We start from the raw sequence: 14757 nt of genomic DNA, 5'->3' as shown, positions 1-14757 counted from the left end.
TTCAGTGAATCTTGATTCAGTACGGAGACATCGTGCAGGTACTCATCGCAGGCGCCGGACCCACCGGCCTCACCCTCGCCATCGACCTGGCCCGCCGTGGCGTGCCGGTGCGCCTCGTCGACCAAGCCCCCGAATTCTTCGCCGGGTCACGCGGCGACGGAATCCAGCCGCGCACGCTCGAGGTGTTCGACGATCTCGGCGTGCTCGACAAGGTGCTCGCGGCAGGTGCGCCGACGCCGGTGATGCGCGCCTATCTGGGCGGCGAGTTCGTCGGCGAGCGCCGGATGGCCGAGCCGGTCGCGCCGACGCCCGCGGTCCCCTACCCCAATCTGTGGACGCTGGGACAGTCGCGGACCGAGGCGATCCTGCGCGACCGATTGGCCGAATTCGGCGTCCGCGTGGAGACCGGCACCGCACTGGTGTCGTTCGAGCAGGACGACTCCGGCGTCACCGCGGTCCTCGGTCGCGATGGCGTGCGAGAGACCGTGCGTGCGGCGTACCTGGTCGGCGCCGACGGCGGGCGCAGCACGGTGCGCAAGACGCTGGGCATCCCGTTCGAGGGCAGCACCGACGAGTCGCTGCGCATGCTGCTCGGCGACGTCCGCGCCGACGCGCTCGACCACACGTACGGGTACTGGTTCGCCGCCGCGGCCGACCGGCCGATGGAGGGCATCGCCCTCTCACCGCTGCCCGGCGGCAAGCACTTTCAGGTCGCCGCGCCGCTGACCGAGGACGCGGAGGCGGGTCTCGACGTCTTGCAGGACTACGTCGATCGGCACAGCGGCCGCACCGACGTCGTCCTGACCGACCTGACCTGGGTCACCGTCTGGCGGCCGAACATCCGGCTGGCCCGCCGCTTCCGCGCCGGGCGGGTGTTCCTCGCGGGCGACGCCGCGCACGCGCACCCGCCCACCGGCGGTCAGGGCATGAACACCGGCATCCAGGACGCCTACAACCTCGGCTGGAAGCTGGCGTTGGCGCTGAACGGCGACGAATCCCAGCTCGACAGCTACGAATCCGAGCGTCGGGCGGTGGCGGCCCGCGTCCTCGGCCTCAGCACCGAACTGCTGGACAAGCTGGTCGAGGGCGACGAGGACGCCATGGCGCGCGGCGAGGACACTCGCCAGCTCGACATCAGCTACCGCGCGCCCGGCGATCACGGAGCGCTTGCGGTCGGCGACCGCGCGCCCGACGCGCCGGTGAAGGACGCCGACGGCCGGCCGGTCCGGCTGTTCGACCTGTTCCGCGGACCTCAAGCGACGCTGCTCTGCTTCGGTGCGACCGGCCCGCTGCCCACCGAACCAGGCGCGCGAAGCTACGCCGTTCTCCGGCCCGGCTCGACTACCACCGAACCGCACGTGATCGACGTCGACGGGCACGCCTTCACCGCGTACGCCGCCGCCGAGGGCGAGCACGTCCTCGTCCGACCGGACGGATACCTCGGCCGCCGCTCCTGATCTCCGCCAGATCGCGACGAAGGCCGACGCACCGCGGGTGCGTCGGCCTTCGTCGATCCGTGGGATCAGCCGAAGAAGCTACCGATGGTGTCCCAGCCGAGGACCGAGTCCACCGCCAGACCGCAGAACACCACGGCCAGGTAGTTGTTCGACTGGAGGAACAGCCGCAGCGGTTTCACCGATTCGCCGCGGCGCACGCCCGCGTACAGCTGGTGGGCCATCAGCAGGAACCAGGCGCCCGCCACCAGCGCCACCGCGGCGTAGAGCACGCCGGTGGCGGGCACCAGCGCCAGCGTGGTGAGCACGGTGAGCCAGGTGTAGACGACGATCTGCTTGGTCACCGTGCGCTCGGTGGCGACGACCGGCAGCATCGGTACGCCGGCCGCGCGGTAGTCCTCCTTGTAGCGCATGGCGAGCGCCCAGGTGTGCGGCGGCGTCCAGAAGAAGATGACGCCGAACAGCGCGATCGCGGGCCAGCCGATGCCGCCGGTCACCGCGGACCAGCCGACCAGCGCGGGCATGCAGCCCGCCGCGCCGCCCCACACCACGTTCTGCGAGGTGCGCCGCTTCAGGCCCAGGGTGTAGACGAAGACGTAGAACAGGATCGTCGCGACGACGAGCACGCCACTGAGCAGGTTCGCCTGCCACCACAACCACGCGAAGGAACCGATGCCGAGCGCCACGCCGAACACGAACGCGTTGCGTGTCGGCACCGCCTCACGCGCCAGCGGGCGCTTCGCGGTGCGCTTCATGACCTTGTCGATATCCGCGTCGGCCACGCAGTTGAGCGTGTTGGCGCTCGCGGCGCCCATCCAGCCGCCGAACAGGGTGGCCAGGATCAGCGGCATGTTCACGTCGCTGCCGCGATCGGCGAGCAGCATGGTCGGAATGGTGGCGACGAGCAGCAGCTCGATGACGCGCGGCTTGGTCAGCGCGATGTAGGCGAGCACGCGCCGCATCAGCCGGGACGGCAGGCCAGGACCAGTGAAACGGTCGGCAAGCACCGTCGCGGAGGAGCCGTGTGCGCCATCGCCACCCGGCTGTTGCCCAATCCGCACTGTCTCTCCTCGCACGCTGTGCATCGCATCCGGCAATGGAACGAGCAGCCGGATGTCCGTCCGCCTCGGCGCCCCTGCGACCGGATGCGGCGCGGCTACTACTACAGAGGATGGTAGACCCCCGCCGACATCGGCCCGCCGCGAGCCCCGCCCAGCGCCGGCCCGCCGAGCGCCTGCCGCAGGCCCGCGCCACGCCCGGAACTCGCTCTCACCGCGCGCATTGGGCGGGTTCCCGGCATGCCGCTCAGCGGGCACATCTAGGGTGGTTGGGTACACACCCGGTATGCATGCCGTAGCTGTCGTGCGTTCACACCACCGTCAGTAACACCGCCGTCGACGAGACCAATGTCAGGAGAACCTCGGTCGTGTCAGTCACAGACGACATCCGCGCCCTAACTCAGCCGAACCACCCGGACGACTGGACGGATCTGGACACCAAGGCCGTCGACACCGTCCGCGTGCTAGCCGCCGACGCGGTGCAGAACGCGGGCAACGGTCACCCGGGTACCGCCATGAGCCTCGCGCCGCTCGCTTACACCCTCTACCAGCGTGTGCTGCGCCACGACCCGAGCGATCCCAGCTGGGTCGGCCGGGACCGTTTCGTGCTGTCGTGCGGCCACTCCAGCCTCACCCAGTACATCCAGCTCTACCTCGCCGGGTTCGGTCTGGAACTGGACGACCTGAAGAACCTGCGCAAGTGGGGTTCGCTCACCCCCGGCCACCCGGAGTTCCGGCACACCGACGGCGTCGAGATCACCACCGGCCCGCTCGGCCAGGGCCTGGCCTCCGCGGTCGGCATGGCGATGGCGGCGCGCCGCGAGCGCGGCCTGTTCGATCCGGCCGCCGCGCCCGGCGCCAGCCCCTTCGACCATTTCATCTACGTGGTGGCCTCCGACGGTGACCTCGAGGAAGGCGTCACCTCCGAGGCGTCCTCGCTCGCGGGCACCCAGCAGCTGGGCAACCTGATCGTCTTCTACGACGACAACCGGATCTCGATCGAGGACGACACCACCATCGCCTTCACCGAGGACGTCGCCGCGCGCTACGCGGCCTACGGCTGGCACGTGCAGACCGTGCAGGGCGGCGAGGACGTCGTCGCGATCGAGGCCGCCGTCGAGGCCGCCAAGGCCGAGACCGGCAAGCCTTCGATCATCGTGCTGCGCACCGTGATCGGCTACCCGGCCCCGAACAAGATGAACACCGGCGCCTCGCACGGCGCCGCGCTCGGCGCCGACGAGGTGGCCGCGACCAAGAAGATCCTCGGCTTCGATCCCGAGCAGAGCTTCCAGGTCGACGACGCCGTCATCGCGCACACCCGCAAGGTCGTCGAGCGCGGCCAGGCTGCGCACGCGGCCTGGCAGCAGCAGTTCGACGCGTGGGCCGCGGCCAACCCGGAGAACAAGGCGCTGTTCGACCGGCTCGCCGAGCGCAGGTTGCCCGAGGGCTGGACCGATTCCCTTCCGGTGCACGAGCCCGACCCCAAGGGCATGGCCACCCGCAAGGCGTCCGGCAAGGTGCTCGCCGCGCTGGCCGACGTGCTGCCCGAGCTGTGGGGCGGTTCGGCCGACCTCGCCGAGTCCAACAACACCACGATGCCCGGCCAGCCCAGCTTCGGCCCCGAGTCGATCTCGACCGGCATGTGGAAGGCCAACCCGTTCGGCCGCACCCTGCACTTCGGTGTGCGCGAGCACGCCATGGGCTCGATCCTCAACGGCATCGCGCTGCACGGCCCGACCCGCCCGTACGGCGGCACCTTCCTGGTGTTCAGCGACTACATGCGACCCGCGGTCCGCTTGGCCGCGCTGATGCGGGTTCCCGCGATCTACGTGTGGACGCACGACTCCATCGGCCTCGGCGAGGACGGCCCGACCCACCAGCCGATCGAGCACCTGGCCGCGCTGCGCGCGATCCCGGGCCTGAACGTGGTCCGTCCTGGTGACGCCAACGAGACCACCTACGCCTGGCGCACCATCCTGGAGCGTGAATCGGCCGAGAACGCCTCGCACTTCTCGGTGTCCGAGATGCCGCACCAGGACGGCCCTTCCGCGCTGGCCCTGACCCGTCAGGACCTGCCGATTCAGGAGGGCACCAGCTACGAGGGCGTCGCCAAGGGCGGCTACATCCTGGCGGAGGCGTCCACCGGCACCCCGCAGGTGATCCTGATCGCCACGGGTTCGGAGCTGCAGCTCGCGGTGGCCGCGCGCACTACGCTGGAGGCGCAGGGCATCGGTACCCGCGTGGTCTCGATGCCGTGTGTGGAGTGGTTCGACGCGCAGGACAAGGCGTACCGGGACGAGGTGCTTCCGCCCGCGGTCCGCGCGCGTGTCGTCGTCGAGGCCGGTATCGCGATGCCGTGGCACCGGTTCGTCGGTGACGCGGGCGAGATCGTGTCCATCGAGCACTTCGGCGCCTCGGCCGATTACAAGACCCTGTTCCGCGAGTTCGGCATCACCGAAGACGCGGTCGTTGCCGCCGCGCAGCGCACGCTGGACAACGTGAAGGGATAACACCTCATGGCACAGAACGAAAACCTCGCCGCGCTCTCCGCGGCGGGCGTCTCGGTGTGGCTCGACGATCTGTCGCGGGACCGGATCCAGTCCGGCAACCTGGCCGAGCTGGTCGCCACCCGCAGCGTCGTCGGCGTCACCACCAACCCGACCATCTTCCAGGGCGCGCTCAGCAAGGGCCACGCCTACGACGCGCAGGTGAAAGCGCTTGCCGCGCAAGGCGCCGACGCCGATGCGGCGATCCGCACCATCACCACCGACGACGTGCGCGCGGCCTGCGACGTGCTGGCCGGGGTGTACGAGTCCTCGGGCGGCGTGGACGGCCGGGTCTCCATCGAGGTCGACCCCCGCTTCGCCTTCGACGCCGAGAAGACCGTCGCGCAGGCCATCGACCTGTGGAAGACGGTGGACCGCCCCAACCTGTTCATCAAGATCCCCGCGACCGAGGCGGGCCTGCCCGCCATCACCGCGGTGATCGCCGAGGGCATCAGCGTGAACGTCACCCTGATCTTCTCGGTGGCGCGCTACCGCTCGGTGATGGGCGCCTACCTGGACGGCCTGCGCAAGGCGAGGAGCGCGGGCTACGACCTGGCAAAGATCCATTCCGTCGCCTCGTTCTTCGTGTCCAGGGTGGACACCGAGATCGACAAGCGGCTCGAGGCGATCGGCTCCGAGGAAGCGCTCGCGCTGCGCGGCAAGGCCGGTGTGGCCAACGCCCGGCTGGCCTACGCGGAGTACCAGGACGTGTTCGACGGCGGCAAGCACACCTCCACCTACGCGCACCTGTCCTCGGTCGGCGCGAACCGGCAGCGGCCGCTGTGGGCGTCGACCGGCGTGAAGAACCCGGACTACTCCGACACCCTCTACGTCACCGAGCTGGTCGCCCCGAACACCGTGAACACGCTGCCAGAGAAGACGCTCGAGGCGGTCGCCGACCACGGCGAGATCCGCGGCGACACCGTCCGCGGCACCGCGGCGGAGGCCAAGGAGGTCTTCGACAAGCTCGCCGCGGTCGGCATCGATCTCGACGACGTGTTCGACGTGCTGGAGCGCGAAGGCGTCGACAAGTTCGAGAAGTCTTGGGCGGAGCTGCTTTCCGCCACCGCCGAGGAGTTGGGCGCAGCGTCGGCCGGAAGCAACTGATTCCATGGCAGGCTCGGCTTCGAAAACGTCGGCAGTCTGGAAGAACCCACTCCGCGACGAGCGGGACAAGCGGGTGCCGCGGATCGCGGGACCCTGCAGCATGGTGATCTTCGGCGTCACCGGAGATCTGTCTCGCAAGAAACTGATGCCCGCCATCTACGACCTGGCGAACCGGGGGCTGCTACCCCCGGGTTTCGCGCTGGTCGGTTTCGCGCGGCGCGACTACGCGGACGAGGACTTCGCCGAGGTCGTGCTCGACGCGGTGAAGGCGCACGCCCGCACTCCTTTCCGCCAGGAGGTCTGGGACCACCTGGCCGAGGGAATCCGGTTCGTGCAGGGCACCTTCGACGACGACACCGCGTTCGCCAGGCTCGCCGACACGCTCGGCAGGCTGGACAAGGAGCGCGGCACAGGCGGCAATCACGCCTTCTACCTGTCGATTCCGCCGAACATGTTCCCCGTGGTGCTCGACCAGCTCTCCGAGCACAAGCTGGCCCAGCCGTCCGGCACCGACATCGCCGGGCGCAAGCCGTGGCGGCGGGTGGTGATCGAGAAGCCGTTCGGGCACGACCTGGACAGCGCTGTCGAGCTCAACGCGCTGGTCAACCGGGTGTTCCCGGAGGAGACGGTGTTCCGCATCGATCACTATCTCGGCAAGGAGACGGTGCAGAACGTCCTGGCGCTGCGCTTCGCCAACCAGCTGTTCGATCCGATCTGGAACGCCAACTACGTCGACCACGTGCAGATCACCATGGCCGAGGACATCGGCCTCGGCGGGCGCGCCGGCTACTACGACGGCATCGGCGCGGCCCGCGACGTCATCCAGAACCACCTGCTCCAGCTGCTCGCGCTCACCGCGATGGAGGAGCCGATCAGCTTCGAGCCCAAGCAATTGCAGGCCGAGAAGATCAAGGTGCTCTCCGCCACCAAGCTGGTGGAACCGCTGGACCAGACCACCGCGCGCGGGCAGTACGCGGAGGGCTGGCAGGGCGGCGAGCACGTCGTCGGCCTGCTCGACGAGGAGGGCTTCGACCCGCAGTCGAAGACCGAGACCTACGCGGCGATCACCCTCGAGGTGGACACCAGGCGCTGGGCGGGCGTGCCGTTCTACCTGCGCACCGGAAAACGCTTGGGCCGCAGGGTGACCGAGATCGCGGTGGTCTTCAAGCGGGCGCCGCACCTGCCCTTCGACCAGACCATGACCGAGGAGCTCGGTCAGAACGCGCTGGTGATCCGGGTGCAGCCGGACGAGGGCATCACCATGCGCTTCGGCTCGAAGGTTCCGGGGTCCGGCATGGAAGTGCGCGACGTCAATATGGATTTCAGTTACGGCGAGGCGTTCACCGAGTCCTCACCCGAGGCCTACGAACGCCTGATCCTCGACGTGCTGCTCGGGGTGCCGTCGCTGTTCCCGGTGAACGCGGAGGTCGAATTGTCCTGGCGCATCCTGGATCCCGTGCTCGAACACTGGGCGGAGGACGGCAGACCCGACCCGTATCCCGCGGGCACGTGGGGCCCGGCCTCGGCCGACGAGATGCTGGAGCGCACCGGACGGGAATGGCGGCGCCCATGATCATCGACATGCCCGACACCACGACCGGCGCGGTCACCAAGCGTCTGGTCCAGCTGCGCGAGAGCAACGGTGTCATCACCATGGGCCGGGTGCTCACCCTGGTGGTGTGCACGCTGGACAGCTCGGAGGCCGAGGACGCCATCGACGCCGCCAACGACGCCAGCCGCGAACATCCTTGTCGCGTCGTCGTTCTCGCGCGCGGCGACCGGGAGGCCGAGACCAAGCTCGACGCCCAGATCCGGGTCGGCGGCGACGCGGGCGCGGCCGAGGTGATCGTGTTGCGCCTGCAGGGCGAGCTGGTGAGCCACGAGAGCAGCGTGGTCATTCCGTTCCTGCTGCCCGACACCCCGGTGGTGGCGTGGTGGCCGCGCGGCGCGCCGGAGTTCCCGTCCAAGGATTCGGTGGGAAGGCTGGCGACCCGGCGCATCACCGACGCCACCTTCGCGGCGGACCCGCAGGCGACGATCAAGAGGCGCCGCGCCTCCTACGCGTCCGGCGACACCGATCTGGCATGGAGCCGGATCACCTACTGGCGGGCGCTGCTCGCGGCCTCGCTGGACGAACCGCCCTTCGAACCGGTCGAGTCGGTGACCGTGTCCGGCCTGCGCGACGAGCCCGCGCTGGACATGCTCGCCGGGTGGCTGGCCGCCCGGCTCGGCTGCCCGGTGCGCAGGCGCTCGGGCCCGCTGCGGGTTGCGGTGCACCGGCCGTCGGCGACGATGGCGATCGAACGCCCGCAGACCGGGCGCACCGCGACGCTCACCAGGACCGGCGATCCGGACCAGCGAATCGCCTTGGCGCGGCGCGAAACTCGCGACTGCCTCGCCGAAGAACTGCGTCGGCTCGACGCCGACGAGATCTATCACGAAGCCCTCGCCGGAATCGAAAAGGTGACCTATGAGTGAGACCTCCGCTCAGCAGTACGCCGGTCGGGAGCGCACCGACAGCGATCTCCCCGCCGACACCGTCGAGGTGCACGCCGACGCGGGCGTGCTCGTCGCGGCGGCGGCCGCCCGCTTCGTGCAGCTGGTGGTGGCCGCCCAGACCGAGCGCGGCTCCGCGTCGGTGGTGCTGACCGGCGGCGGCACCGGCATCTCGATGCTCGAGGAGGTGCGCAAGGCGCCCGGCGACATCGACTGGTCGCGACTCGACATCTTCTGGGGCGACGAACGTTTCGTCCCGGCGGGCGATCCCGAGCGCAACGAGCTGCAGGCCAGGGAGGCGCTGCTCGACCACGTGCCGGTCGACCACGCCAGGGTGCACCCGGTCGCCACCTCCGACGGCGAATACCCCGACCCGGTCGAGGCCGCGGCCGAGTATTCGGCGGCGGTGCACGCCCACCTCGCCGAGCACGGCGCGTTCGACGTGCACCTGCTCGGCATGGGCCCCGACGCGCACATCAACTCGCTGTTCCCGGACACCGACGCGGTGCGCGAGGAGCACGAACTCGTTGTCGCCGTGACGAATTCCCCCAAACCGCCGCCGGTCCGCGTCACGCTGACGCTGCCCGCGGTGCGTCGCGCGCGCCACGTGATGCTGATCGTCGCCGGAGCGGGCAAGGCGGAGGCCGTCGCCGCGGCCATCGGCGGCGCCGAGCCGGTCGACATCCCCGCGGCCGGCGCGGCGGGGTCAGCGTCGACCACCTGGTTGCTGGATCGCGAAGCCGCGGGCGCTTTGCGCTGAGCAGCTTCGAACGCACAACGCCGGGCACTCCCTAGCGCACAGCGCCGAGCGTTCTCGACACGGAGGTCGCATGCCGCACCTGGTCGTCGATAGTGTCGCCGGTGGCTCGTCGGGCCACCGGCGGCCCAGTGCCGGTCTGCCGGGTTCCTGTCGCGCGGAACGGCGATGAGCGGGATGTCGTCGCCGGAATCCGGCGCGAATCCGGCGCAGGCGCTCGACGAGCGGTTTCGCGCCGAGATCGGCACGCTGGCGGCGCGGCAGGCCAGTGACGAGGACCTCGGACCCGGCATCTCCCGCGCCACCCTGTTCGAGGTCTTCGACGCGCAGGCCACCAGCAGGCAGCTCGATCTGGCAGCGCGCAAACTCGGCGTGGCCAAGCACGGGTACTACAGCATCGGCTCGTCCGGTCACGAAGGGAACGCGGCGCTCTCGGTCGCGACGCGGGCCACCGATCCCGCACTGCTGCACTATCGTTCGGGGGCGTTCTTCGTGCACCGGGCGCGGCGGGTGCCCGGGCTCGACCCGATCCGCGACGTGCTGCTCGGCGTGGTCGCCGCGGCGGTCGACCCGATCTCCGGCGGCAGGCACAAGGTCTTCGGCAGCAAACCGGCGCACGTCATCCCGCAGACCTCCACCATCGCCTCGCACCTGCCGCGAGCGGTGGGCCTGGCGTTCGCGATCGAACGCGCCGCCCGGCTCGGTATCGCGTCGGAGTGGCCGCGCGATTCGGTGGTGCTGTGCACTTTCGGCGACGCCTCGGCCAACCACTCGACAGCAGCGGGCGCCGTCAACGCCGCCGTGCACACCGCGCACCAAGGGATTCCCGTTCCGGTCCTGTTCGTCTGCGAAGACAACGGCATCGGCATCAGCGTGCCGACGCCGCCGGACTGGATCGAGCACGCCTACGGAACCCGGCCCGGGCTGGCCTATTTCGCCGCCGACGGCTGCGATCCGATCGACGCGCTGACCGTTTCCGAACGCGCCGTGCGCTGGGTGCGCGAGCACCGCACGCCCGCGTTTCTGCGATTGCGCACGGTGCGACTGCTGGGGCACGCGGGTTCCGACATGGAAACCGCGTATCGCAGGCCCGCCGATCTCGCGGCCGATTTGGAGCACGATCCGGTCGTCGCGACGGCCCGGCTGCTCGTCGAGCGGGGGCTGGCCAGTCCCGACGAGGTCGTCGGGCTCTACGACGAGATCGGGCACCGCGTTTGGGCGATGGCCGAATTGGTCTGGCGGGAACCGAAATTGACGTCCGCCGCGGCCGTCACGGCGCCGCTGGCGCCCGCGCGTCCCGATGCCGTGCGCGCGGACGTGCTGCGGGATACGACGCCCGCCACCGCCGCGCCGTCCCGGCCTGGCGTGCGGCTCACCGGCTCGGACCATCGGCGGCCGCGGACCGGCGCGCTCGCGGGCGAGACCGGGATGACCGTCGCGCAGGCGATCAACCACACCTTGGCCGCGCTGCTCGAACGCGATCCCGACGTGCTGGTGTTCGGCGAGGACGTGGGACGCAAGGGCGGCGTGTACGGCGTCACCAAGGGGTTGCAGAAGCGCTTCGGCGCGCGCCGCGTCTTCGACACGCTGCTCGACGAACAGAGCGTGCTCGGCACCGCGCTCGGCGCCGGGCTCGCCGGTTTCGTGCCGATCCCGGAAATTCAATACCTCGCCTACCTGCACAACGCCGCCGACCAGGTGCGCGGCGAGGCCGCGACCCTCCAGTTCTTCTCACACGGCCGCTATCGCAATCCGATGGTGGTGCGGATCGCGGGCCTGGCCTATCAGAAGGGGTTCGGCGGGCACTTCCACAACGACAATTCCGTTGCGGCGCTGCGTGATATCCCCGGGCTGGTGATCGCGGTCCCGGCCCGCGCCGACGACGCGGCCGCGCTGTTGCGCACGTGCGTCTCGGCGGCGCGGGTGGACGGACGGGTCTGCGTCTTCCTCGAACCGATCGCGCTGTATCACACCAAGGACCTGCACGAGGGCGACGGCGCGTGGCTCGCGCCGGGTACCGCCGGGGAGCACGTGGAGATCGGCCGCGCCCGCCTCTACGGCGACGGCGATGACCTCACGATCGTCAGCTTCGCCAATGGCGTCCCGATGAGCCTGCGAGTGGCGGAGCGGCTCGCGGCGCGCGGTGTCCGCACCCGCGTACTTGACCTGCGCTGGCTGAACCCGCTGCCGGTCGGCGATCTGCTGACGCATGCCCGCGCCACCGGGCGGGTGCTGATCGCCGACGAAACCCGGCAAAGCGGCGGCGTTTCCGAATCGGTGTGCGCGGCGCTGATCGACGCCGGTTTCCCGGGCCGGGTGGCGCGGGTGACCAGCGCGGACAGTTTCGTTCCGCTCGGACCCGCCGCGGAGACGGTGCTGCTGGACGAGACCGGCATCGAGAAGGCCGCCGCGGAACTGCTCACCGATTAGCGTGTGATCCGCGTGTTCGCGGTTGGACGGGCGGTCACGGGAAATACCCTGGACAAAGCAATGGTGACCAGCGGCGAAAGGGCAGGACGATGACCACGATGTCCATCCTGGGCGAGGTGCGACCCGAGCACGACGCGAAGCCCGGCGACGAGCGCGTGCAGCTGCACTACCTGCGGTCCTACCGTCAGCCGGTGCTGGACGTCTGGTCGGCGTGCACGTCCCGCAGTCAGCTGGAACGCTGGTTGGGCGCCGTGTCGGGCGGCAGCGGCAACTTCACGATCGAGCCGATGGACGGCCCGGTACCCGGCCCCGTCGCGGTCCGCGTCGACCACTGCGTCGCGCCGCACGAACTCGTCGTCCACATCGACGGCTGCATCCTCGAACTGCGCCTGACCCAGGTCGGCGTCGTCACCAACCTCGAACTCGTCCGCCGCCACCTCTGCCACACCGACGCGAGCGCCGTCGGCCCGCGCTGGCAGTATCTGCTCGACCGCCTCACCGCCTACCTGGAATTCCGCCCCCTCCCGCGCTGGGCCGACTACCCGGAGCTGGCGGCGGAGTACCGCTGAGACACGCACGACGGCCGCGCGCCGCAGTACATCGGCGCGGCAGGCTAGATCCAGTAGCGGAACCAGACGCCGTCGTAGTGACGGAATTTGTACTCGTACTCGCCCTGCGATTCCGGCGCGCCATAGGGCATGTGCGCGTAGCCACCGAGGCCCAGCAGACCTCGCGTCTCGAACAGACAACCGCCTCGGTACTGCTCGACGCTGGTAACGGTGTACACGCCGTAGCGAGCATCGACATCGGTCACTACGCAATCGCCCGCGGCCCGTTCGAGGCTGTCCTTCGACAATCGCCAACCGATGTTCTCGGGCAGACCCGTCCATACCAGCGCCACCGTGCCGACCACCAGCAGCGGTGCCACCAAGCTCAATCTGCCGTTGTCACAGGAGATCAAGCCGACCGAACCGCAGACCAGCCACGACAAGCCCGCCACGGACAGCACCAGTAGCAAGTCCAGTGTGCGGCTCGAGTCGCCGTCGACGGTGTTCTGAAAGATCAACCCGAGGCAACAGAGGCCCGTAACGCTCACGGTCCCGAGTGCCCAGACGATCCACCATCGCGGCGCCCCACGCCTCCAATCGACTCCCCCGAATCTCATGCGGCCACACTACCGATCGCTCGATGCGGGGGCGACCGAGAAGACCGCTGCATCAGCGCGACTCACCGAATACACGACACGCCAAGGGATCTCATCCACTGCCGAGGCCGCCTCGAATACCTGACGATCGCGGCTGTCCGCGATCACGTGTCGCGCCGGGGGTGTCACCTCGGCGGCTCAGTCGGGTGGAAGGCGGTGCCGATATGGCCTTGGAGTTCCTTGTTCCGGTCGCCGCGGTGGTCTCGGCGCTGACTGTCTTCGTGGTGGGTGACCGCCTACGCCCGCAGTCGTGGCGGCAGACGAGCGACGAGGCGTCGGGCACCCTGGTCCTCGACCTCATCAAAACGTTCTTCATCGCGGTCGTCGCCTTCGTAGTGGTGATCTGCTGGCAGCAGTACCAGAACGCACACAATCACACCATCGCGGAATCGAAAGCGCTGGTGGACACTTACGCCGCCGCGCAGGAGTTGCCCGCCTCCGATCGGCAGCTCGTCCAGAGTTCGGTGCGCGCCTACACCCAGCAGGTCGTCACCGGGGAGTGGTCGGTGATGGACACCGACCACAAGCTCAGCCCGTCGACCCAGGACACCTTCGACACGCTGCGCGCCGACGTCGCCGCCATGCCGTCGAACGACGCGGCCGCCGAAACGCTGACCGGACTCGACCGGGTCGCCAAAGCCAGGCACGATCGGGCCATGGACGCCGGTGGCGGCGTACCCGGATTTCTTTATCTCGCATTATGTTTCGGCACCATCCTGCTGCTGCTCAGCCCCGTGCTCTCCGGCCTGCGGGTGACCGAACGCAGCGTCGCGATGACCGTGCTGCTCGGCGTGGTGGTGGGCGCGGCCGTGCTCGCCATCCACAATCTCGACCGACCGTTCTCCGGCGGGAACCGCGTCCCGAGGGACGCCTACGAGTACGCGCAGTCACGGTTCGAGCAGATCGGCGAACACACGCCGAATTCCGCATCCGCCACCGCGATCGGCGTCGGCGATGTTCCGCACCGGTAGACCGCGCCGGGGCGGGGACAGGTCGGGCGCACGACGCAGGAGAAGCCTCTGTGCGACAGCAGGTTTCGCCGCACTTCCGCTAATGGCAGCCTCGCTGGCCTGTTCGTCACTCGCCGCCGCCCAACCGGCTCCGCCGCTGCTCCCGCCGAGCCTCGTCAGCGGAAGCGCGGGCGCACAACCGATCGACACCGGAAGCGCCTCCGCCGCAATCCCTTTGGATCTCACGCCGCGTTACGCACCGATTCTCCCGGCCTCGACCGGTAGCTACACCCCGGTGTACGAGCCAGAGATCATCCCGGTCGCTCCAGCCGACACCGAACTCACCCTCGCCCCCAGCACAGCGGCCGAAGCCCTCGGTCTCGACGTCGGCAGCGTCCGCACCGCCTGCACCGGAAGCGCCGCGGCGGGTAGCGCCGCGCTCGCTCTCGGCTCGGCACTCGGCAGCGGTGGCGGCAGCGGCCTCGTGGGTCCGGGTCCCGTCGGCTTCGGCTCCAGCGGCAGCTCGACCGGCAGCGGCCTCGTCGGCCCCGGTTCCAGCGGTTCGGCGCTCGGCAGCGCCGGGGGCAGCGCGTTCGGCAGCGGCGCTCTGCTCACCTGCCTCCTGCTGGTGCCGATGACCCCGCCGACGCCGGGCATTCCGCTCCGCCTCGACCCGGCGGTTCCCGTCCCGATCCCGCATGCCCCGGCCGAACCCGTTCCGGCGCGGGCGCAGACGCAGGAGCCGACGCCCGCGG

11 protein-coding genes and 1 pseudogene are annotated in these 14757 nt (G+C 69.9%); 10 read left to right on the top strand and 2 right to left on the bottom strand.

What is annotated here, in order from left to right:
* Positions 1-32: 32 nt before the first annotated feature.
* A complete protein-coding gene (locus NX1_RS24185; RefSeq protein ID WP_218024177.1) occupies positions 33-1457 on the top strand; it encodes an FAD-dependent monooxygenase in 1425 nt (474 codons plus the stop codon).
* A 65-nt stretch (positions 1458-1522) separates the two neighbouring features.
* On the opposite strand, the gene NX1_RS24180 is transcribed toward NX1_RS24185, so the two are convergent.
* The gene (locus NX1_RS24180) at positions 1523-2515 is read right to left on the bottom strand and encodes a heme o synthase (protein ID WP_084501715.1); all 993 of its coding nucleotides are present in this window, start codon (positions 2513-2515) and stop codon (positions 1523-1525) included.
* A gap of 365 nt (positions 2516-2880) precedes the next feature.
* On the opposite strand from NX1_RS24180, the gene tkt reads away from it, so the two are divergent.
* From tkt to NX1_RS24145, 7 genes are all read left to right on the top strand, one after another.
* Entirely contained in the window at positions 2881-5022 is a 2142-nt protein-coding gene (gene tkt, locus NX1_RS24175; protein WP_068063659.1) for a transketolase, read from the top strand.
* A 6-nt stretch (positions 5023-5028) separates the two neighbouring features.
* Complete coding sequence (gene tal / locus NX1_RS24170; RefSeq protein WP_068063657.1) at positions 5029-6165, top strand: transaldolase; 1137 nt, start codon at positions 5029-5031, stop codon at positions 6163-6165.
* 4 nt (positions 6166-6169) lie between these two features.
* Positions 6170-7738 (top strand): glucose-6-phosphate dehydrogenase, encoded by a 1569-nt coding sequence (gene zwf, locus NX1_RS24165; protein ID WP_068063655.1) that lies wholly within the window; start codon positions 6170-6172, stop codon positions 7736-7738.
* On the top strand, positions 7735-8643 hold the full coding sequence (gene opcA, locus NX1_RS24160) for a glucose-6-phosphate dehydrogenase assembly protein OpcA (protein ID WP_068063813.1): 909 nt from the start codon (positions 7735-7737) through the stop codon (positions 8641-8643). The genes zwf and opcA overlap by 4 nt, the downstream gene beginning before the upstream one ends.
* The gene (gene pgl, locus NX1_RS24155) at positions 8636-9421 is read left to right on the top strand and encodes a 6-phosphogluconolactonase (RefSeq protein ID WP_084501714.1); all 786 of its coding nucleotides are present in this window, start codon (positions 8636-8638) and stop codon (positions 9419-9421) included. The genes opcA and pgl overlap by 8 nt, the downstream gene beginning before the upstream one ends.
* Positions 9422-9586: 165 nt before the next feature.
* Positions 9587-11848 carry a thiamine pyrophosphate-dependent enzyme gene (locus tag NX1_RS24150; RefSeq protein ID WP_373864907.1) on the top strand — a complete coding sequence of 754 codons (2262 nt, stop codon included), beginning with the start codon at positions 9587-9589 and terminating at the stop codon, positions 11846-11848.
* Positions 11849-11937: 89 nt separating this feature from the next.
* Complete coding sequence (locus NX1_RS24145; RefSeq protein ID WP_068063653.1) at positions 11938-12417, top strand: SRPBCC family protein; 480 nt, start codon at positions 11938-11940, stop codon at positions 12415-12417.
* 44 nt (positions 12418-12461) lie between these two features.
* On the opposite strand, the gene NX1_RS24140 is transcribed toward NX1_RS24145, so the two are convergent.
* Entirely contained in the window at positions 12462-12944 is a 483-nt protein-coding gene (locus tag NX1_RS24140) for a hypothetical protein (protein WP_157120010.1), read from the bottom strand.
* Between the two features lie 272 nt (positions 12945-13216).
* Here NX1_RS24140 and NX1_RS24135 point away from each other — a divergent pair, with 272 nt between their 5' ends.
* Together NX1_RS24135 and NX1_RS24130 are read left to right on the top strand one after the other, a co-directional pair.
* Positions 13217-14023, top strand: a complete 807-nt coding sequence (locus NX1_RS24135) for a bestrophin-like domain (protein ID WP_068063648.1) — start codon at positions 13217-13219, stop codon at positions 14021-14023.
* An 82-nt stretch (positions 14024-14105) separates the two neighbouring features.
* Positions 14106-14757 (top strand): annotated as a pseudogene (locus tag NX1_RS24130) (hypothetical protein); the annotation flags it as partial.

Origin of the sequence: Nocardia xishanensis NBRC 101358 (assembly GCF_001613365.1) — a bacterium.
Classification (GTDB): domain Bacteria; phylum Actinomycetota; class Actinomycetes; order Mycobacteriales; family Mycobacteriaceae; genus Nocardia; species Nocardia xishanensis.
This window is presented reverse-complemented; position numbering and strand designations above follow the sequence as displayed.

Excerpts from the sequence above, each read along its gene's own strand:
- opcA (WP_068063813.1), top strand. The coding sequence starts at position 7,735 with ATGATCATCGACATGCCCGACACCACGACCGGCGCGGTCACCAAGCGT.
- NX1_RS24135 (WP_068063648.1), top strand. The coding sequence starts at position 13,217 with ATGGCCTTGGAGTTCCTTGTTCCGGTCGCCGCGGTGGTCTCGGCGCTG.
- tal (WP_068063657.1), top strand. The coding sequence starts at position 5,029 with ATGGCACAGAACGAAAACCTCGCCGCGCTCTCCGCGGCGGGCGTCTCG.
- NX1_RS24150 (WP_373864907.1), top strand. The coding sequence starts at position 9,587 with ATGAGCGGGATGTCGTCGCCGGAATCCGGCGCGAATCCGGCGCAGGCG.
- NX1_RS24145 (WP_068063653.1), top strand. The coding sequence starts at position 11,938 with ATGACCACGATGTCCATCCTGGGCGAGGTGCGACCCGAGCACGACGCG.
- zwf (WP_068063655.1), top strand. The coding sequence starts at position 6,170 with ATGGCAGGCTCGGCTTCGAAAACGTCGGCAGTCTGGAAGAACCCACTC.
- pgl (WP_084501714.1), top strand. The coding sequence starts at position 8,636 with ATGAGTGAGACCTCCGCTCAGCAGTACGCCGGTCGGGAGCGCACCGAC.